This window comes from Ancylobacter sp. SL191, assembly GCF_026625645.1.
Lineage (GTDB): Bacteria > Pseudomonadota > Alphaproteobacteria > Rhizobiales > Xanthobacteraceae > Ancylobacter.
This window is the reverse complement of sequence record NZ_CP113056.1, coordinates 1874735-1893207: the sequence shown is the minus strand read 5'-3', so window position 1 is coordinate 1893207 and position 18473 is coordinate 1874735. Positions and strand designations below refer to the sequence as shown.

General features: G+C 67.3%; 21 protein-coding genes. 3 read left to right on the top strand and 18 right to left on the bottom strand.

Features of this window, described 5'->3' with window-relative positions; translation table 11 throughout:
- The first annotated feature begins 57 nt into the window (after positions 1–57).
- From OU996_RS08580 to OU996_RS08570, 3 genes are all read left to right on the top strand, one after another.
- Entirely contained in the window at positions 58–561 is a 504-nt protein-coding gene (locus OU996_RS08580) for a MarR family winged helix-turn-helix transcriptional regulator (protein ID WP_267585180.1), read from the top strand.
- Positions 562–653: 92 nt separating this feature from the next.
- Positions 654–1643: a 2-hydroxyacid dehydrogenase gene (locus OU996_RS08575; RefSeq protein WP_267585179.1), complete on the top strand. Its 990-nt coding sequence runs from the start codon at positions 654–656 to the stop codon at positions 1641–1643.
- A 2-nt stretch (positions 1644–1645) separates the two neighbouring features.
- Positions 1646–2404 carry an AprI/Inh family metalloprotease inhibitor gene (locus OU996_RS08570; RefSeq protein WP_267585178.1) on the top strand — a complete coding sequence of 253 codons (759 nt, stop codon included), beginning with the start codon at positions 1646–1648 and terminating at the stop codon, positions 2402–2404.
- A gap of 24 nt (positions 2405–2428) precedes the next feature.
- Here OU996_RS08570 and OU996_RS08565 read toward each other — a convergent pair whose 3' ends face one another.
- The 18 genes from OU996_RS08565 to flgK form a co-directional block, all read right to left on the bottom strand.
- Complete coding sequence (locus OU996_RS08565) at positions 2429–3274, bottom strand: CheR family methyltransferase (RefSeq protein ID WP_267585177.1); 846 nt, start codon at positions 3272–3274, stop codon at positions 2429–2431.
- Positions 3271–4467 carry a protein-glutamate methylesterase/protein-glutamine glutaminase gene (locus OU996_RS08560; RefSeq protein ID WP_267585176.1) on the bottom strand — a complete coding sequence of 399 codons (1197 nt, stop codon included), beginning with the start codon at positions 4465–4467 and terminating at the stop codon, positions 3271–3273. The genes OU996_RS08565 and OU996_RS08560 overlap by 4 nt, the downstream gene beginning before the upstream one ends.
- On the bottom strand, positions 4464–4844 hold the full coding sequence (locus OU996_RS08555; RefSeq protein WP_267585175.1) for a response regulator: 381 nt from the start codon (positions 4842–4844) through the stop codon (positions 4464–4466). Before OU996_RS08555 ends, OU996_RS08560 begins: the two co-directional genes overlap by 4 nt.
- A gap of 23 nt (positions 4845–4867) precedes the next feature.
- Complete coding sequence (locus tag OU996_RS08550; RefSeq protein WP_267585174.1) at positions 4868–5341, bottom strand: chemotaxis protein CheW; 474 nt, start codon at positions 5339–5341, stop codon at positions 4868–4870.
- Entirely contained in the window at positions 5338–8034 is a 2697-nt protein-coding gene (locus OU996_RS08545) for a hybrid sensor histidine kinase/response regulator (RefSeq protein WP_267585173.1), read from the bottom strand. The genes OU996_RS08550 and OU996_RS08545 overlap by 4 nt, the downstream gene beginning before the upstream one ends.
- 66 nt (positions 8035–8100) lie before the next feature.
- A complete protein-coding gene (locus OU996_RS08540) occupies positions 8101–9774 on the bottom strand; it encodes a methyl-accepting chemotaxis protein (protein ID WP_267585172.1) in 1674 nt (557 codons plus the stop codon).
- A gap of 22 nt (positions 9775–9796) precedes the next feature.
- The gene (locus OU996_RS08535; protein WP_267585171.1) at positions 9797–10315 is read right to left on the bottom strand and encodes a hypothetical protein; all 519 of its coding nucleotides are present in this window, start codon (positions 10313–10315) and stop codon (positions 9797–9799) included.
- Positions 10315–10698, bottom strand: coding sequence for a hypothetical protein (locus OU996_RS08530; RefSeq protein WP_267585170.1), 384 nt, complete (start codon positions 10696–10698; stop codon positions 10315–10317). Before OU996_RS08530 ends, OU996_RS08535 begins: the two co-directional genes overlap by 1 nt.
- Positions 10695–11243 carry a rod-binding protein gene (locus tag OU996_RS08525; protein WP_267585169.1) on the bottom strand — a complete coding sequence of 183 codons (549 nt, stop codon included), beginning with the start codon at positions 11241–11243 and terminating at the stop codon, positions 10695–10697. The genes OU996_RS08530 and OU996_RS08525 overlap by 4 nt, the downstream gene beginning before the upstream one ends.
- Before the next feature lie 41 nt (positions 11244–11284).
- On the bottom strand, positions 11285–11686 hold the full coding sequence (locus tag OU996_RS08520; RefSeq protein ID WP_267585168.1) for a hypothetical protein: 402 nt from the start codon (positions 11684–11686) through the stop codon (positions 11285–11287).
- A gap of 1 nt (position 11687) precedes the next feature.
- Complete coding sequence (locus OU996_RS08515; RefSeq protein WP_267585167.1) at positions 11688–12440, bottom strand: flagellar biosynthetic protein FliR; 753 nt, start codon at positions 12438–12440, stop codon at positions 11688–11690.
- Positions 12437–14524 (bottom strand): flagellar biosynthesis protein FlhA, encoded by a 2088-nt coding sequence (gene flhA, locus OU996_RS08510; protein ID WP_267585166.1) that lies wholly within the window; start codon positions 14522–14524, stop codon positions 12437–12439. The genes OU996_RS08515 and flhA overlap by 4 nt, the downstream gene beginning before the upstream one ends.
- Positions 14525–14530: 6 nt before the next feature.
- Positions 14531–14797, bottom strand: coding sequence for a flagellar biosynthesis protein FliQ (gene fliQ, locus OU996_RS08505; protein WP_267585165.1), 267 nt, complete (start codon positions 14795–14797; stop codon positions 14531–14533).
- Positions 14798–14799: 2 nt separating this feature from the next.
- Entirely contained in the window at positions 14800–15198 is a 399-nt protein-coding gene (flgD, locus tag OU996_RS08500; protein WP_267585164.1) for a flagellar hook assembly protein FlgD, read from the bottom strand.
- Positions 15199–15208: 10 nt separating this feature from the next.
- Positions 15209–15607 (bottom strand): flagellar biosynthesis repressor FlbT, encoded by a 399-nt coding sequence (gene flbT, locus OU996_RS08495; RefSeq protein ID WP_267585163.1) that lies wholly within the window; start codon positions 15605–15607, stop codon positions 15209–15211.
- A gap of 10 nt (positions 15608–15617) precedes the next feature.
- Complete coding sequence (gene flaF, locus OU996_RS08490) at positions 15618–15965, bottom strand: flagellar biosynthesis regulator FlaF (RefSeq protein WP_267585162.1); 348 nt, start codon at positions 15963–15965, stop codon at positions 15618–15620.
- A gap of 16 nt (positions 15966–15981) precedes the next feature.
- A complete protein-coding gene (locus tag OU996_RS08485; protein WP_267585161.1) occupies positions 15982–17019 on the bottom strand; it encodes a flagellar hook-associated family protein in 1038 nt (345 codons plus the stop codon).
- Positions 17019–18473: a flagellar hook-associated protein FlgK gene (gene flgK, locus OU996_RS08480; RefSeq protein WP_267585160.1), complete on the bottom strand. Its 1455-nt coding sequence runs from the start codon at positions 18471–18473 to the stop codon at positions 17019–17021. Before flgK ends, OU996_RS08485 begins: the two co-directional genes overlap by 1 nt.

Genomic DNA, 18473 nt, shown 5'->3' with positions numbered 1-18473 from the left:
GCATCACGTTTGACTATCGTGTCGATCCGATGCTGCGATCCTAGAGGCGGGGCGCCCATGAAGGATGGCTTCGAAAAGAGCATCAGCCACCGGCTTCATCATGCCGCGCGGCTTCAGCGGGCGCTTGCCGCCCGGCGACTGCATGACATCGGCCTGTTCCCCGGGCAGGAAACCGCACTGAAGCTGCTCACCAACAGCGACGGACGGACCATGACCGAGCTCGCGGCCGCCTTGCGGGTGCGCCCGCCGACCGCCTCGAAGACCGTCGGCCGTCTCTCCGCCCAGGGCCTTCTAGAGCGCCGCGCCTCGGACGGCGACGCACGCCTCGTGCGCGTCCACCTCACCGAGGAAGGCCGCGCCCGCGCCGGCGCCATCGACGGCATCTGGGATTCGCTGGAAGACATCATGGTGGCGGGCCTCGACGGCAAGGACCGCAAAAGGCTGCGCAAGCTGCTGCGCAAAATCGAGAAGAACCTCGCCACCCAGCTCGGCGCCGCGCCGGAAACGCTGGCCGAAGCGGACGCCGATGACGAGGCCGAGACGGCGGAAGAGCCGGCCTGAGCGACGCCCGCCCCTCACCCTACCGATGCCCGGCTTGAAACCGGGGCATCTTTGGTGACGAATACGGCTCCCGAGAATTGAGGAGCCCGCGAATGGTCGAATCCTCCCGCCCCGAACTGCTGCAGACCGGCCCGCTGATGGCCATGATCGAGCAGCAGCTCGCCGAGCACTTTACCGTCCACCGCCTGGACAAGGGGGACGCCGACGCCATGCTGGCTCAGGCGGGCTCGAACATCCGGGCCATTGCGACAGGTGTCGGTGCGACAGCCGGCGGGGCGAACCGGGTAAACGAAGCGCTGCTGGCACGCCTTCCCAAGGTCGAGATCGTCGCCAATTTCGGTGTCGGCTATGATGCGGTGGATGTCACGGCGGCGGCCGCGCGCGGCATCATTGTCACCAACACGCCAGGCGTGCTCGACGACGAGGTGGCGGACCTCTCCGTCGGCCTGCTTCTCGCCACGCTGCGGCGTATCCCGCAGGCGGACCGCTTCCTGCGTGCCGGCAACTGGCCAAAGGGCGCCTTCTCCTTCAGCGCCACGCTGCGCGACCGCTCCATCGGCATTGTCGGCATGGGGCGAATCGGCCAGGCTATCGCCCGCCGGCTCGCCGGCTTCGGCAGGCCCATCGCCTATCACAGCCGGCGGCCCGTGGAGGGCCTACCCTACGCGCATTACCCCGTGCTGCGGGAGCTCGCGGCGGCGGTGGATGTGCTGCTGGTCATCGTCCCCGGCGGACCGACGACGGACCGGATGATCAATGCCGAGGTGCTGGCGGCGCTGGGGCCGAACGGCGTGCTGGTCAATGTCGCGCGCGGCTCGGTGGTGGACGAACCCGCCCTCGTCACGGCGCTGGAGCGCGGCACCATCGCCGCCGCCGGGCTCGACGTGTTCGCCAACGAGCCGCAGGTGCCGGACGCGCTCATCGCCCTGGATAATGTGGTGCTGCTGCCGCATATCGCTTCAGCGACGCATGTGACGCGCAACGCCATGGGGCAGCTCGTGGTGGATAATTTGCTGGCCTGGCGCGACGGGCGCGAGCCGCTGACGCCGGTGCCGGAGACCCCGCTCCCCGTGCGGCGCTGACCATGGCCGCGCGCCCGCTCGCAATCGGGACCATGCTCGGCCTCTGCCTGATGGCGATGGCCGGCCTTGCCGGCGCGCAGTCGCCGGAGGCGTCACAAGGAGTGCCCCAAGCGGTGTCGCCCGCTGCGGAGCTTGCCGACGCCTATCAGCTCACCAACGCCGATGGCGACCGCATCTGCCCGATCCGGCTGCAGCCAGGCGTGGCGAAGGAGGGCGCGAAGACGCCCGCGCGCGCGCCGCATTTCGCCGTGGAACTCGATCGCGCCAGCTGCGCCGGGGCCATCCTGTTCGCCGCCGACATCGCCGCCTGGGGGCCGGGGCCGGGCAACGCCATCCGGCTCTACAGCGCGGAGGGCCGGCTGATCGCGGAATTCACCGAAGGGGTCGGCGGCACCTGGGAGGCGCTGCGCGAAAAGGATGGGGTGTATTTTCTCGTCAATACGCGCCTCGCGGAGCCCGCCGCCACGCTGCAGCCGCGCGATCTCGTCGGTGACTGGGATGTGTCGGAGACGGGCGGCGCGGCGGCCTGCCGCCTCACCCTGACCGACAGCGCGACCGGCGACGCGTTCCGGCTCACCGCGGCCGCGACCTGCGCGCCGCTGCTCGGTCGCCCCCTGCCCGATCGCTGGCGGCTGGACGGGAATGACCTCTTGCTGCTGGGCGCCGGCGGCGCGCGATTGCGCTTCGCCGCCGGCGAGGAAGCAGTGTGGAGCAAGGTACCCGTTGAAGGCCAGCCGCTCCACCTCACCCGCGCTCCCTGAGGCGCGAGCCCCGGGAGCCGATCGTCACTTCGCCGCCGTCGCCATCGCGCCGGTGGAGGTGCGCGGCACGTAGAAGCCGCGACGGCTGCCGGCCACGAAGTCGGAGGACAGGCCGAGCACCGTCTCGGCGCCGCCGAGGATCAGATAGCCGTCCCGGGCGGTCACGCCGGCGATGCGCGTGAGCACATCGGACTTGGTGGCCGAGTCGAAATAGATCAGCACGTTGCGGCAGAACACGATGTCGAACGTGCCGAGATGGCCGAAGGGCTGCAGCAGATTGAGCCGCGAGAAGCGCACCATGGAGCGGATCTCCGGCGAGATGCGCCAGTTGTCGCCCACCTGGGTGAAGTAGCGCAGAAGGTAATGCACCGGCAGGCCGCGCTGCACCTCGAACTGGTTGTAGATGCCCTCCTCGCAACGGGCGAGCACGTCCGACGAGAGGTCGGTGCCGACGATCTCGACCCGGCGCCCGCCGAGCAGCCGCTCATTTTCCTTGAGCAGCATGGCGATGGAATAGGGCTCCTGCCCGGTCGATGCCGCCGCGCACCAGATGCGGATCGTGTGCAGCGGGCCGCGCTTGGCGATGAGCTCCGGCAGGATGAACGAGGAGAGCAGCTCGAACGGGTTCTTGTCGCGGAAGAACAGCGACTCGTTCGTGGTCATCGCCTCCACCACCGCATCGGCGAGGCCGACCGGCGCGGTCCCGTCACGCAGCAGCGCGACGAGCCGGCTGAAATCCGGCACCTTCATGCGGTGCAGCACCGGCTCCAGGCGGCTCTCGAGCAGATACTGCTTGTCGTCGCCGAGGATCAGGCCCGATCGCTGCTTGAGGAAGCGGCGCAGAAAGTCATATTCGGAAAACGCAATCATTCCCGCCCCCCGACGATAAGCCGCGTCACTTTGCGGCCGATTTCCCCAATCGGGAGGATCCCCGAGCAGGCTCCGATCTGAGCGGTGGCGCCCGGCATACCCCAGACGACACTGCTTTCTTCATCCTGCGCGATGACGCTGCCGCCCGCCTCGGCGACACGCAGCGCGCCCTTGGCGCCGTCCGACCCCATGCCGGTGAGCACGAGCGCCAGCGTCGCGGCGCCGTAGACGGAGGCCACCGTCTGGAACATCGGATCGACCGCCGGCTTGCAGAAATTCACCGCCGGGCCGTCGAACAGGCGGATCTTGGCGGTGCCGCCGTCGCGCACCACATCCATGTGGATGCCGCCCGGCGCGACATAGATGCGGCCGGGAAGGATGGGCTCGCCATCCTTGGCTTCGGCGCAGGGGCGACCCGAGGCGCGGGCGACATGCTCGGCCAGGATCGAGGTGAAAGTCGGCGGCATGTGCTGGACGATCAGCACCGGCAGAGTGGCGATCGCCGGCCCGATGTCGGTGAACAGGCGCGTGAGCGCCTGCGGACCACCCGTGGAACTGCCGACGGCGAGCACGCCGACCGGCATCATCGAATAGCTGCGCAGCTTCTGCGGCATCTTGGCCGCCGACGCAGCCGACATGGGCGAGGGTGTGGCAACAGGTGCGCTGACGGGCACGCTCACGGCGACCGGCGCAGGAGCCGGCACCGCGCCGACGGGCGGACGCGGCAGAGAGCGGCGGCGCGCACGCTGGCCGAGGCCACGCGCCTTCGCCATCAGTTCAGCCCGGAACTCTTCCGCTGCGCTGACGCCGCGATTGGCGTCGGGCTTGGGAATGTAATCGGCCGCACCGAGCGTGAGGGCGCGCAGGCTGACTTCCGCGCCGCGCCGCGTCAGCGAGGAGGCGACAAGCACGGCGGTGCCGGGCTTGCGCTCCAGGATCAGCGGCAGGGCGGTCAGGCCGTCCATGTCGGGCATTTCGAGATCGAGAATGATCACGTCGGGCTGCGCGCGCTGCACGTCGTCCGCCGCGCGGCGGCCGTTCGGGTGACTGGCGACGACCTGAAATTCGCCGCTCTCACCGAACCAGTTCGACAGCACACCGCGCATGAACACGGAGTCGTCGACGATCATCACCTTGATGGGAGGGCCGGCCTGCGGAGGGGCCGCTGTGCTGGGGGCTGTCGCCATGATCATGTCTCGCTTTTTTCCAGCAAGCCCACTTCTTCGAGCTTTTCGCGCAGGATGTCTTCATCGAAGGGTTTCATGATGTACTCGTCCGCGCCGGAAGAGAGCGCGCGGGCGATGTGGTCCATGTCATTCATCGTGGTGCAGAAGACGACCTTCGGCGCAGTGCCGCCGGCGCTCTGGCGCAGCTTTTCCAGGAACTCGAGCCCGGTCACATAGGGCATGTTCCAGTCGAGCAGGATGCCGTCCGGCATGGCGCGGGAGCAGCGCTCCAGCGCATGCTTGCCATTCTCGGCCTCCTCGACATCGAAAGACCAGCTTTCGAGCATGCGGCGAGCGATCTTCCGCACCACGGCGGAGTCATCAACGACAAGAAACGTCTTCATCGGCGAATGTCCCGAATGTTCCATCATGCCGCGACCCGCGTGCTGCCGACGGTCGCCAGGACACGTTCGACATCGAGCAGGACCAGCAGCTCACCCTCGAGGCGATGCACGCCCTCGGAGAAGCGGATCCACTCGTCCTCAAGGTTCGGCGGGTTGCTGTCATGCGTGCTGGCGTCAAGGAGGAGCACGTCGCCCACCCCGTCGATCAGCAGTGCGAAGGCCTCGCCGGTGCGCTCGATGCCCACAGCCATCCGGGCGAGCGAGCTGTCGGGCAGCCCGAGGAGCCGGCGCATGTCGACCATGGTGACAATGCGCCCGCGCAGGTTCAGCACCCCGTCGATCTCGCGCGGTGCCAGCGGCACCGGCGTGATGCGGTCGGGAACGAAGACCTCGTTCACCGACGAGATCGGAACCCCGAAGAGCTGCCCGCCAATGCGGACGGTGACGAACTGGCGGGCGTCGCTGAGCCCTTCAACAGTAGCGGTTGCGGTGCTCATGCCGCCTTCTCCTCATCCTCGTGGGCCGCGAATTCGCGCAGCGCGGCAATCAGCCCGGTGCGGTCGAACTTGGCGACGTAATCAGTGAACCCGGCGATGCGGCCGCGTTCGATGGAGTCCGGGTTGCGCCCGCTCGCCATGGCGATGATCGGGAGATCCTCCAGAAGCAGCTCGCGGCGCACGCGCTCGGCGAAGCGGAAGCCGTCCACGCCGGGCATGTCGACCTCGCTGACGACCGCATCGAAGTGCAGGTCGCCGGCAAGCTTCTCCAGCGCCTCGCTGGCGGAAGAGCAGGCCGTCACGGCGTAGCCATTGCCCTTGAGCACCGGCTCCAGCATGGCCCGGTGGAAGGCATTGCCATCCACCAGCAGCAGGCGGCCGGCGCGCTCATGCGCATGGCGCACGGGCGGGATGTCGAAGCTCGCCCCGAACGCGGCCTGCATGAAGTAAGCAACGTCGAGAACCTCGGTGGCGGTCTCGTTGATGATCGCGCCGCCCATGATTTCCGGCGCGCCGGAGGAGAGCTTGAGGTTGAACTCGGTCTCGACGATGTCCACGATCTCGTCGACCACGAGACCCATGGTCCGCTGGCCTTCCGAGAAGATGAGCAGCGGCTGCTTGCCGGAGGTCTTCCGCTCCACCTCGTCATTGGCATAGACGATCGGGATCAGCGTGCCGCGATACTGCGCGACGCTGCGCTCGGAGACGATCTCCACCTGGGCGGCGTCGAGCTCTTCGAGACGGGTGACGAGCGAGAGCGGCACCGCCTTCATGCCGCGCGGGCCAGCCCGGCACAGCAGGAGCGAGGTGGTATCGGAGGCACTGTCGGTGTCACCCTTCTGCTGCGCACCCATGCTGTCCGTCGCCTTGTCGGCACGGCTGGCGGCAAGCTGCGCCAGGCCGTTCGGGTCGATGATCATGATCACGCGGCCGTCGCCCAGAATGGTGCTGCCGGAGACCAGCGAGAGCCCGCGCAGCACCGTGGAGAGCGGCTTCACCACGATTTCCTCGGTGTGCGAGACGCTGTCGACGACGACGCCGAAGCGATGGCTGCCGACCTGCATCACCACGATCAGCTCGCCCTCGGGACGCTCGCCCCAATGGCAGGACAGGTTCATCACCGTGCCGAGATCGACGATCGGCAGCAGCCTGTCGCGCAGGCGCAGCACATGGGCGTGCTTGATGAAGCTCAGCGAGTGCTCGCTGTCCGAGCGCACCCGCACCAGCTCGACCACCGAGGTCTGCGGCAGGGCGAAGCGCTCGCCAGTGCTCTCCACGATCAGCGCCGGCACGATGGCCAGGGTAAGCGGGATCTTGATGGTGAAGGTGGTGCCTTCGCCGCGCTTGGAGCGCACGTCGATGGTGCCGCCGATCAGCTCGATGTTGCAGCGCACGACATCCATGCCAACGCCGCGGCCCGACACGCTGGTCACCGCCGCCGCCGTCGAGAAGCCGGCGTGGAAAATGTAGCGGAAGGCCTGCGCATCGGTCATGCGAGCCGCATCGGCTTCCGAGCACAGGCCGTTCTCCACGGCCTTGACCTTGATGCGCTCGACGTCGAGGCCACGCCCGTCATCGGCGATCTCAAGGATGACATGGCCACCCTCGTGATAGGCCGAGAGGCGGATCGTGCCCTTCTCCGGCTTGCCGGCGGCGCGGCGGGCGGCGGGCAACTCAAGCCCGTGGTCGGCCGAGTTGCGCACCATGTGGGTGAGCGGATCCTTGATCTGGTCGAGCACCTGGCGGTCGAGTTCGGTCTCGGCGCCGTGCTGCTCCAGCTCGATCTGCTTGCCGAGATCCTGCGCGAGGTCGCGGACGATGCGCGGCAGCTTCTGCCAGGCATTGCCGATCGGCTGCATGCGCGTGCGCATGACCGCCTCCTGCAACTCGCCGGTCACGGTGGACAGGCGCTGCAGCGGGCTCTTGTATTCGTTGTCTTCGTTGCGACGGCTGATTTCCATCAGCTGGTTGCGGGTGAGCACCAGCTCGGAGACCATCGTCATCAGGTGCTCGAGCACCGAGACGCTGACGCGGATAGTCTGATTGGCGACCGAGTTGGCGTCATTGGCCGCCGGCGGCGGAGCGCCATCGGTCACCATCGGCTTGGCGGCAACCGGAACGGGAACCGGCGCGGGAGCGGCGGCCGCAGCCGGCTTGGCCTTGGCGACCGGTGCCTTGGCCTCCACCTCAGTCTCGCGGAACATGCGCTCCAGCTCGTCGAGCGGAACCTCGCCCGGCAGCGTCTCGCGCTCCTGCACGATCAGCGGCTTGTCGGCCACGGGCGGGGGCGGCGGCGGGGCGTCCGCCGTCACATCGGTGCGCGCCACCTCGGCTTCGAGCTCGTCGATCAGATCCGCGTCGGAGCCGACCGGCTCAGTGCCATCATTGCGCTCGATCTCCATCAGGATCGCCTTGATGCGATCCACGGTGCGCAGGATCAGCCCGACCGCGCCGGTGGTTACCGGCCGCCCGTTGCGGAACTCGTCCATCAACGTTTCCGCGGCATGGGCGAGACCGGCCAGACGCACCAGCCCGATGAACCCGCAGGTTCCCTTGATGGTGTGGACCAGGCGGAAGATGTTGTTGAGGATATCCCGGTTGTTCGGGTCGGTCTCGAACTTCACGAGCTCAACGTCGGCGACGTCGAGGCTCTCGGAAGTTTCCGTCAGGAATTCGCGGAGGAGATCATCCATGGCTCAATCTCAAAGGTGGCGATGGGCGGCGGGGGCCGCCGGCACTTAGACGCCGGCGGCAGGCGATCAGGCCGCGCGAACACGGTTGACGAAGGTGTCGACCTGGGTGCGCAGGCGATCGGCCTGGGCGGACAGGTCGGCCGCGGAGCGGACGATCTCGTTGGAGACACGGCCGGTATCGGCGGCGGCGGAGCTGACCGTGGCGATGCTGGAGGAAACCTCCTGCGTGCCCTGGGCCGCCTGATGCACGTTCTGGGCGATCTCGCCGGTCGCCGCGCCCTGCTCGTCGATCGAGGTGGCGATGGCGGTCGAGATCTCGTCGATGCGACGGATGGTGCCGGAGATGCCCTCGATCGCCTTGACGACGTCGTTGGTGGCACCCTGGACGGCGGCGATCTGCGAGGAGATCTCGTCGGTCGCCTTGGAGGTCTGCTCGGCCAGCGTCTTCACTTCCATCGCGACCACCGCGAAGCCGCGGCCCGCTTCACCCGCACGCGCCGCCTCGATGGTGGCGTTGAGCGCGAGGAGGTTGGTCTGCGAGGCGATATCGGTGATGAGGTTCACCACCTGGCCGATGCGCTGGGCGCTGGCGGCGAGGCCACGCACCACTTCGGCGGTCCCGCTGGCCTGGTCGGTCGCCTCGCCGGCGATCTTGGCGGCGGTGGAGACCTGCGAGCCGATCTCGCGCACCGAGGCGGCGAGTTCCTCGGCGGCGGAGGCGGCGATCTGCACGTTGCTGGTCGCCTGCTCGGCCGCCGCAGCGACCACGGTGGACTGACGCGAGGTCTCGTCCGCCGACTTGTTCATGCTGGAGGCGGAGTGCTCAAGCTGGCTGACGGCGGCGGCCACCGAGCGCACGACGCCCGAAACCTCGCTGTCGAACTGCTCGGCGAGCTGGCGCATGGCGACGCGCTTCTCGACCTCGAGGCGCTCGGCCTGCGCGGTCTGCTCGGCCCGCATGGCCTCGGCCTCGCGGATGGTGCCGAGAAGATCGGCGGTGGAACGCCACAGATCGCCCACTTCGTCGGCGCCCGGATTGGCCTCGACCTCGACGTCGAGCTTGCCACCGGCCACCGACTTCAGGGTCTCGCTGACGCGGCGGATCGGGCGGCTCAGCGTGTACACGCCGATGAAGAGCGCGCCGCCGATGCCGATCAGCAGGCCGAGGATGGTGGTGGTGATGATCATCTGCCGGGCCCACTGGCCGGTCTCGACGGCCTCCTGGCGGAGCGGCTCGAGGCGGGCGCGGACCTGCTCGACATGGGTGGCGAGCGAGGCCTGCAGCGCCTTGCGGTTGGCGCGGTTCGCCTCGTTGTTACCCTGCTCGTTGGCGGCCTTCGGACCTTCCTCGACGGCGAGGCGCGCGGTCTCCTTGCGGAAGGTGACGAACTTCGCGAGGTCGGAGGCGACCTCCGAGAGGCCGAGATCGTCAGTGCCTTCGGTCACCGACTTTGCATGGGTCAGAGTGGCGTTGAGCTGATCGAGGGTCTTCAGCATGCCGGCGGAGAACGGCTTTGCCTTCTCCACGCTTTCGGCCATGTAGGTGCCGCGCGCGTCCATGACGACCGTGCTGATGAGCCCGTTCATCCGTTCGGCGAGGAAGGCCCGCTGGGAATAGCGGTCAAGTTCGCTGGAGAGCTGGTCCTGTGTGTTCAGAGCGTAGAGCGCAAGGCCCCCGACGGTGAAGGTGGACAGGCCGAGCACCGCGACGATCGCATAGATTTTGCCGGTGATCTTCATTTGGGATATTCCAATTGATACGTCAGTGGGTCGCGGGTTCAGCTTTGCCGCGAGGTGGCGGATTTGTTTTGGCGGCGGATTTGTCGACGAGCGCACGTATTTCGCTCTTGTCGATGTAATTGACAGAGTCGACGAGCACTTCCTGAACAACATCGCCATTCAGTTGCTTGTTGGCTCGATTCTTCACGTTCCCGAGCATGTCGGCAAGATTGTACTTTGACATCTTGCCGAACTCGATGCGGCCATTCATGTAGATCTCATCGAAGGCGGCGTTGGTGACGAACACCTGCGGATCGATCGAGATCTTGCGGAGCGTGCCGGCATCGGCGGTGTAGACCAGCTTGGCGACCACATAGCCGCGCACGCTGCCGTCGATGATCATGGGCACGTTGATCGCGTCGAGCCGGCGATATTCAAGGCCGGCGAGGAAGGGTTCCTCTTCCGCCTTGGCGCCTTGGCCGGACGCCCAGTAGACCCCGCCATAGCTCGACAGCAGCGTCACCACGCAGACCCAGAGGCCGATGAGCAGCACCTTGAACATCACGCGCCATACCGTGTCGCGAGGGAGATCGAGTAGGTGCCGTCCGACTCGGCATCGCGCAGCGCGGCGCCGAGAATGGAGGCGACCTCCTGGGCGGCAGCGAGATGCAGCGCGAGCAGCTCCTGATTGCGCAGCAGCTTGCCGCGGAGCTTCGCCAGACGCTCCAGCGCGGTGCCGTCGAGCGCCGCCGGCAGCGCGCGCGCGGCGCGGCTGAGCTCCAGCAGGCTGCGGCTCTTGCGCCGGTTCATCTCGTCGAAATCGAGCGGCAGCCGGCGACGCAGCGCCTCGCTCTCCTGCTCGATGGCGTCCTCAAGACGGTCGAGGAGGCCAAGCAGCAACGTGGCCGGGGTCGGCGCCGAGACGTTGAAGGACATAGCGGTCATGAGCGCACTCCGGTGGTGTCACCGGCGAGCCCGGCGGACTGCACGGCTAAATTGGCAGCGCCACGGGTGGCCGAACCGGCGATGCGCTCGGCAAGGCCAACGCCGCCATGCTTGGCGACCTCGTCGGCGATGCGCTCGGCGAGCATGGAGCGCCACACCTGGCCGGCGGTGCCGGAGCCGAACAACGAGGCCTTGGCCTCGGGCAGGATGGAGTCGACGAAACCGCTCAGCACCATCGACTCGAAGCGGCGATAGGCTTCCGGGGTCGCGCCGGTCGGCTTGTCGGAAAGAGCGGTGGCGTTGCGCAGCGCCAGCGAGGAGGTGCCGGCCAGCGGGCTCAGGCCTTCCATAGGCAGGGCCCGCGCCGGCGCGAGCGCCGTTGAGCTATTGGCCAACGCCGCATCGAAGCTCATCGCGTCGGCCGGCAGCGTGGCCGGGTTGGCCGCGGACGCCTGCCGCAGGCGCGTGGCTATCGCCTGCGCCTTCTGCGGATCGGCCGCCTTGACGACATCGAGAATGAGGTCCGAAGGGAGTTGAATGCTCATGTGCCGCACCGTGTGGAATTCGACGGTTGCAGGCTCGCAAATCAGGCTGGTGGGAAGCTTGCGCCCGCCCGGAGAACGCTCGCTTCGAGCGCCTCATCCAGTGCCAGGCGATCCTCATGCGCGCGCACATCCTCGCGCGCCGCGCCGGTCGAGCGCTCGGCGCGCTTCAGCCGCATCGCTTCGCGCAGGGCGATGGCCTTCTGCGTCTCGATGGCGGCGTTGAGCTGGTCGATCTCGCCGTCGATCACCTTGAGCCGGCGCGACACGAAGCTGACCACGATCGGCGCCAGCCATTCGTCGTTCAGCACCGCCATGACCTCGCGCCGATTCGCCTCGGCCTCGGCAAGGCCGCGCTGGAGGCGGATCAGCTCATGGTCCGCCCGCTGCTGCAGGCGGGTCTGCAACGCCTCGATCCGCTTGAGCTTGGCCAGCCGGTCCTTCATGTCAGCCAGCTTTCATCCACACGCCGAAGGCGTCGATGAACATGGCCAGCATGTCGTCGGCGATGGCGTAGAGCAGCAGCAGGCCGCCCAGCGTCACGAAGGGCATGGCGATGAAGTAGACGGGAATCTGGGGCGTCAGCTTGTTGGTGATGCCGACGGCGAGGTTCACGATCACCGAATAGATCAGGAAGGGGCTCGCCAGCCGCAGTGCCAGCACGAAGGTGGCGGACAGCTGGTCCACCGCCTGGGTGAGCACGCCGCCGGCGTTCAGCGCCTGGGCCGGGGGGATGCGGCCATAGGAATCCACCAGCGCCCGGATGATCTCCCAGTGCTGACCGGTAGCGAAGATCAGCACGACGGCGCCGACGCTGAGCAGAATGGTGATTTCCGGCATCTGCTCGTCTTCGATGGTCATGCCCGCCGGCATGGCGACGCCGATCGACTGGGCGGCCGCCGTGGTGAGCGTCTGGAAGGACAGCACGAAGATGCGAGCCAGCAGGCCGATGATGCCTCCGGTCGCCAGTTCGCTGGCAATGGCAAGCAGAAAGTCCGACAGCCGCGCGCCCGACAGCGCGACGACAACGCGCTGTTCCAGCAGGGGCAGCAGGGCGAGCGAGACGCCGAGCGCGAGGAACAGCCGCACCTTCATCGGCAGGCGGGCGCTGGCGAAGCCGGGCATCAGCATGAAGCAGGCGCCGATGCGGCAGAAGATCAGGAAGCCGGGGACGATCAGCGCGTCCGCCTGCGACATCATGAGATGGCTCCGAGCGAGCGTATCTCGGCGCCGCGCGCGATCTCGACATGGGAGAGCACCGGCAGCGAGGGGAACATGCGCTCAATGATCATGCGCACATAGGGCCGCGCATCCGGGGCAGTGACCAGGGCGAAGCTGCCGGCGGTCTTCATCCGCTCGCGGATCGCCGTCGAGGCTTCCGCGCCGAACTGCTCGACGAGGCGCGGGTCGATGTCGAACTCGGCGACCTCGCCCTTGGAATCGCGCTTCAGGCTCTCATGGAAGGTGAGATCCCATTTACCGCCAAGACGCAGCACATTGAGATGGCCGCCCTCGGAAAGATCGCCGCAGATCTGCTGCGCCATGCGCATGCGCACATGCTCGACCACCTGCTCCGAGCGCCGGGCATGCGGCACGATTTCGGCCACCGCTTCGAGGATGAGGTGGAGGTTGCGCACCGAGACGCGCTCGGCCAGCAGCAGCTTCAGCACGGCCTGAAGGCCGGAATAGGAGATCTGCGCCGGGCAGATGTCCTCGATCAGCCGCTTGTACTCGGGGTCGAGCCGGTCGAGCAGCGCGCGCATGTCCTTGTAGGACAGGAGCTGCGCCAGATTGTTGGAGACGACCTCGCTGGCATGGGTCAGCATGATCGACAGCGCGTCGATGGCGGCGAAGCCCTCGCGCTTCACCTCCGTGGTGTAGGCCTCCGAGACCCAGAGCGCCTTCATGCCGAAGGCCGGCTCGCGTACATCGTCGCCCGGCACGTCCGGGCGCGGGCCCTCGCCGACCACCACCAGCAATTCGCCGATGCGCATCTCGAAGGAGGAGACGACGGTGCCGTGCATGCGGATCTGGTAGGACTTGCCGGGGACGTTGAGCGCCTCGGTCACCTTGATGTCCGGCACCACGAAGCCATAGCGCTCGGCGAATTTGCGCCGCATCTTGCCGATGCGGTGGGCAAGCTCGCCGGGATTGCGCATGACGACGGTGGCGAGCTGCTTGCCGACGGCGATCTCGATTTCCGCCGTACGCAGCGTCTCCTTGACCGAATCCTTGATATCGGCGGCGATGGCCTTCTGTGCCTCGGCTTCCTGGGCGCGCGCCATCTCCTTCTGCCGGGCGAGGTGCAGCGGCACCTGGTAGCCGACAAAGGCCATCACACCGCCCAGCGCCGCGAAGGGCAGGAAGGGCAGGCCCGGCACCAGCGCCAGGCCGAACATCAGGCTGGCCGCGACGTAGAGCGCGCGCGGATAGGCGCCGAGCTGGCCGAGCACCGCCTTGTCGGTCGAACCGCGCGTGCCGCCCTTCGACACCAGCAGGCCGGCAGCGAGCGAGACGATCAGGGCGGGGATCTGCGAGACGAGGCCGTCACCGACCGAGAGGCGGGTGAAGATGTCCGCCGCCTCGCCCAGCGGCAGGCCGTGGCGCGTCACGCCGATGATGATGCCGCCGAAGATGTTGACGGCAATGATGATGAGGCCGGCGACCGCCTCGCCGCGCACGAATTTCGAGGCGCCGTCCATCGAGCCGAAGAAGGAGCTTTCCTCTTCCAGCTCGGAGCGGCGCAGCTGCGCCTGCTTGTCGTCGATGAGGCCGGCGTTGAGATCGGCGTCGATCGCCATCTGCTTGCCGGGGATGGCATCGAGGGTGAAGCGCGCGCCGACTTCCGCGATGCGCGTCGCGCCCTTGGTGATGACGAGGAAGTTGACCGTGATCAGGATCACGAACACCACGATGCCGATGACGAAGTCGCCACCCATCACCAGCTGCGAGAAGCCGGAAATGATGTGACCGGCCGAATGCACCCCGTCCGCGCCATGGGCGAGGATGAGGCGCGTCGTGGCGATGCCGAGCGCGAGGCGCAAGAGCGTCGCGATCAGCAGCACGGTCGGGAAGGCGGAGAACTCAAGCGGCTTCTGGATCCACAGCGACACCATGAGGATCAGCACCGACACGGCGATCGACAGAGCGAGGCCGAAATCGATCAGCGCCGGCGGGATCGGCAGGAACAGCACCGCGAGGATGGCGACGACGCCGACGGCGAAGCCGATATCGCGGCGTGATTTGGGCTCAGTCCCGGCGGAGGTGGCGGTGAGATCGGTCATGACGCATCAGAATCCGGTGCCGATGCGGCCATAGACCTCCTCAGTGAAGGCGAGGATCTGCTGGCCGATGAAGGTGGCGGTGAGGGCGGAAACCACGAGAACGGCGATGATCTTCGGGATGAAGGTCAGCGTGACCTCCTGGATCTGCGTCAGCGCCTGGAACAGGGCGATGGCAACGCCCACCAGCATGGCGGCGGCCACCGCGGGCCCCGAGGCGACGATGATCGTCCAGATCGCCGACTGGACGACATCGAGCGCATCGACCTCGTTCATTCTCAGGACATCCGCACGCCGGAGGTGAGCGCGACTTCGCGCCCGTCGGCGAGCATGGCCATGGGTGCATCGGCCGCGATGCGCACCGAGGTGACCGTGCCGGAAACCGTGCCGTCGGCGCTGGTCACCGTCCGGCCGATGGCGGCGTCGGCGATCTGCAGCGAGGAGGAGGTCAGCAGCGAGTCGAGCTTGGCGTTGGCCGATATGCTCTGCTCGACCTGCGAGAAGGAGGCGAGCTGGCCCATATACTGCGCCGTGTCCATCGGCTCCGTCGGATCCTGGTTCTTCATCTGGGCGATGAGGAGCTGGAGGAACGCCGTGTAGTCGAGCGTCTGCGGCTTGGCGGCGGCGGACGCGGCCGAGGCCGTGCCCGTCGAGGCGAGCGGGTTAACCGATGTCATGGAGCTCTCCTCACGCCGCCTTGGGCGCGTCGGTGGCGAGAATGGCCGCCTCGATCATGAACAGGCGGCGGATCACCCGCAGCGCCTCGAAAAGTCGGCCGGCTTCGACGAGCTCGCCGACCTGCGCGAGCGCGGTCACCATCGAGTCATTGTTGAAGCTGGTCATCAGCCCGGCGAGCTGCTGCGTGAACACGGCCTGCGCCGCCTCCATCTTGCGGGGCTCGATCAGCATGGTCTGCACCACGAAATAGAGCTGGCGCATCGGGGTGGTGGTGTCCTCGACCTGCAGGACGTGACTTTCCATCAGGAAGGCGACGTCGTTGAGCAGCTCGATCGTCACCTTGCGGTCGACGCGGATCACCGCCCCGTTGAGGAAAATGCGTTCACCGGGTTTCAGCGAAATCAGCATGGGCAGCGCCTCACATCAGGCCATCACGGATGGAACGATTGACCTCGATGAGGCCGGAGAAGTTGGTGGAGCGTTCCTGCATGATCTGATCCGCCTCCTTGATGACCCAGAGCCCGATGGAGATCAGGTTGCCGCGCAGCGTCTCGGCCAGCTCGTTATGCGGATCGGAGAGGTCGCGGATGAGGAACCCCCAGAGCTTCTGGAGATAGAGCACCGCCTGGGCGGCTTCGGGCGAGGAAGGGCCGTTTTCCTGGGCCTTGGTCAGCAGAGCCAGCGCATGGTCGAGCGCAAGCCGCTCTTCCTCGCGCCCCTCGACACCGGAGTCTCCCAGGATCTCGGCATAGGTGAAGCGATACATGTGGCGACCCTTCCGATCAGACGTAGTTCATGATGGACATTTTCAGTATTCGCGCCGTCAGCGAGTAGGACATCTCGATCTGGGTAGAGATCATATCCAGCTTCGTCTTGGCTTCCGCGGGATCCACGGATTCCAGCTTATCGATGCGCTTGCCGATGGTGTCGAGCCCGCGCTGCATCAGCGAATTCGCCGCCTCGATACGGTTCTGCGAGGTGCCGAGCCGCGTGCTGATCGAGATAAGCTCGCTCGTGCCGGTGCCGGTGAGCGAGCGCGCCTTGTCCATGACCATCGCCAGCGCGGAGCCCTTGAGATGTTCGGTCCCCAGCGCCGCCACCATCGTGTATGCCATCGCAAGCTTGCGCATGGCTGGTTCATTGGCGTTGGCGGAGGTCTCGATGCGCTCGAGCGGCGAGATGCTGCTGCGCAGATTGGTGCTCGACGCGTCCGACCAGGTGGCGCTCCAGCCCGGCTCCTCGAACATCGCGGCGAACTCGTTGTCGATGAAATTCTCGAGGTCGGCAGCGGGAATGTTGCCGGTGGCCGGATCGGACGGGTCGATGCCGAAGCGCGTGTTGAACGCGGTCACGATTGCCGCGCCGGGGCCCTCGTCCAGATTATTGATCGGCTTCTGCCCGCTATTGATGCCGCCGAACAGATAGCGCCGGCCATCGGTCAGGTTCAGCGTCGAGGTCAGGGCATCGAGAAAGCCCCCCGCCTGCTGCTGCAGCACGGACGCGGCGCCGTCGGCATCGGAGATGCTCGACAGCATCTGCTGGAACTTGTCGGCCTGGGTGCGCATGTCGTCGAGCGTCGCCTGGGTGCGCTCAAGCTGCGCGGCCATCGCCGAGTTGCCGTCGAAATAGCGGCGAACCGAGGCGTCCTCGGCCCGCAGCCGCACGCTTTCCGCCGTGCCGACGCCGAGCGACAGGCCGAGATCGGCGCGCCGGCCGGTGGTCAGCTCCTTGCTCGCATCGGCAAGTTCGGATTGCAGGCGCGGCAGCGCGTTGCGCGGCGAATTCATCAGCGTGAGGGTGGAGATGAAGGTCGTTCGCATCAGCGCACCGCCTGCAGCAAGGTGTCGTAGAGATCGTTGATGATCGCGATCAGCTTGGACGACGCCTGATAGCTGCGCTCCAGCTCGAGCTGGCGGGCATATTCGTCGTCCATATTGATGCCGGTAGCGTTGGACAGCGCGTCGGAGGCATGCGCCAGCAGCGCCTTCTCGCTCTCCGCCTTGGTGGAAGCCGCCTGGCGGGCGCCCTCCAGCCAGCCGACGGAGGCCTGGCCGAAATCGGCGAGGCTCGCCGAGCTGCCGATCTCCGCGGCCGGATCGAAGGTGCGCACCGCCGAGACACTGGTGTGCAGCCGGCGGATTTCATCGGCGAAGCTGGCGGCACCGGTCGCGTTTGCCTCATAGGCCGCGCCGTTGATGCCGCCGTCGCGCAGCAGGGTCAGCGTGCCGCCCTGCGCGTTGTCGACGGCCGGGTTGACCGCGATGCGGCTCGCCGCACCGGTGGAGGTGGCCGGGAGCGTGCCCGAACCGTCGGTGAACAGGCCCGGCATGTCGGGCGCGCCGCCGCCGGTGTGGTCGATCTCGGCGAAGGCGCTCATCAGCCCCTGCGCCATCTGATCGAGCTGGTTCTCGAACACCACGCTAGTGCGGTCGCGCAGTTCGGCGAGGCCGACCAGCCGGCCCGAGCGCAGCGGCATGGTGGCGTCGTCGCCGGTGACGCTGACGCCATCGACCATCACCGCCCGGCCGGTCATGCCGGCGGTGAGGACGGGCGTGGTGGTGAAGCTCACCGTGCGCGGGCGTGTCTCGAAGAGGGTCGCGCCGCCATCGGTGTAGATCAGCATGTCGTTATTGCCGCGGCTGATCGCGGTAACGCCCATTTCCTCGGCGAGCGAGGCGAGCAGCGTGTCGCGCCGGTCCATCGCGTCGGTCACATCCGCGCCGATCGCCGTACCACGCACGACGGTGGTGTTCTCCACCTCGAACTGCTTCAGCAGGTCGTTGACGCGGCTGACCGAGCGCGCCATCGCGGTGTCCGCGTCGGTGCGCACCTTGTGCACGGCATCGGCCGCCGTGTTCAGCGAGGTCGCCAGATACTGTGCCTTGACCACCACCTCGCCGGCGATAGAAGGGTCGTCCGGCATGTTGGCATATTGCGCCAGCGCATCGGACAGCGCGCCGAGGCGCGCCGCCGGGGAGGCGTCGGATTCGGGATCGCCCACGGTCGTCTGCAGCCGCTCCAGCCCATTGAGCAACGCCTGCTTGTCGGCGGTGTGCGAGGTGGCGGTGAGCATGCGCGTGAAGAGCGCGTTGTCGCTCGCGCGCGACACGCTGATCACGGTCGCCCCGCCATCGCCCATGGTGGTGGTGATGGCAAGCTTGCGCGATGTGCCGGCCTGACCGGCCCCCGAAATGTTCCGCGCCGTCGTCTCGATCTGCGAGGACGTGCTGAACAGCGAGGACCGGGCGGCGTTGAAGGCGACCGAGAGGCTCAT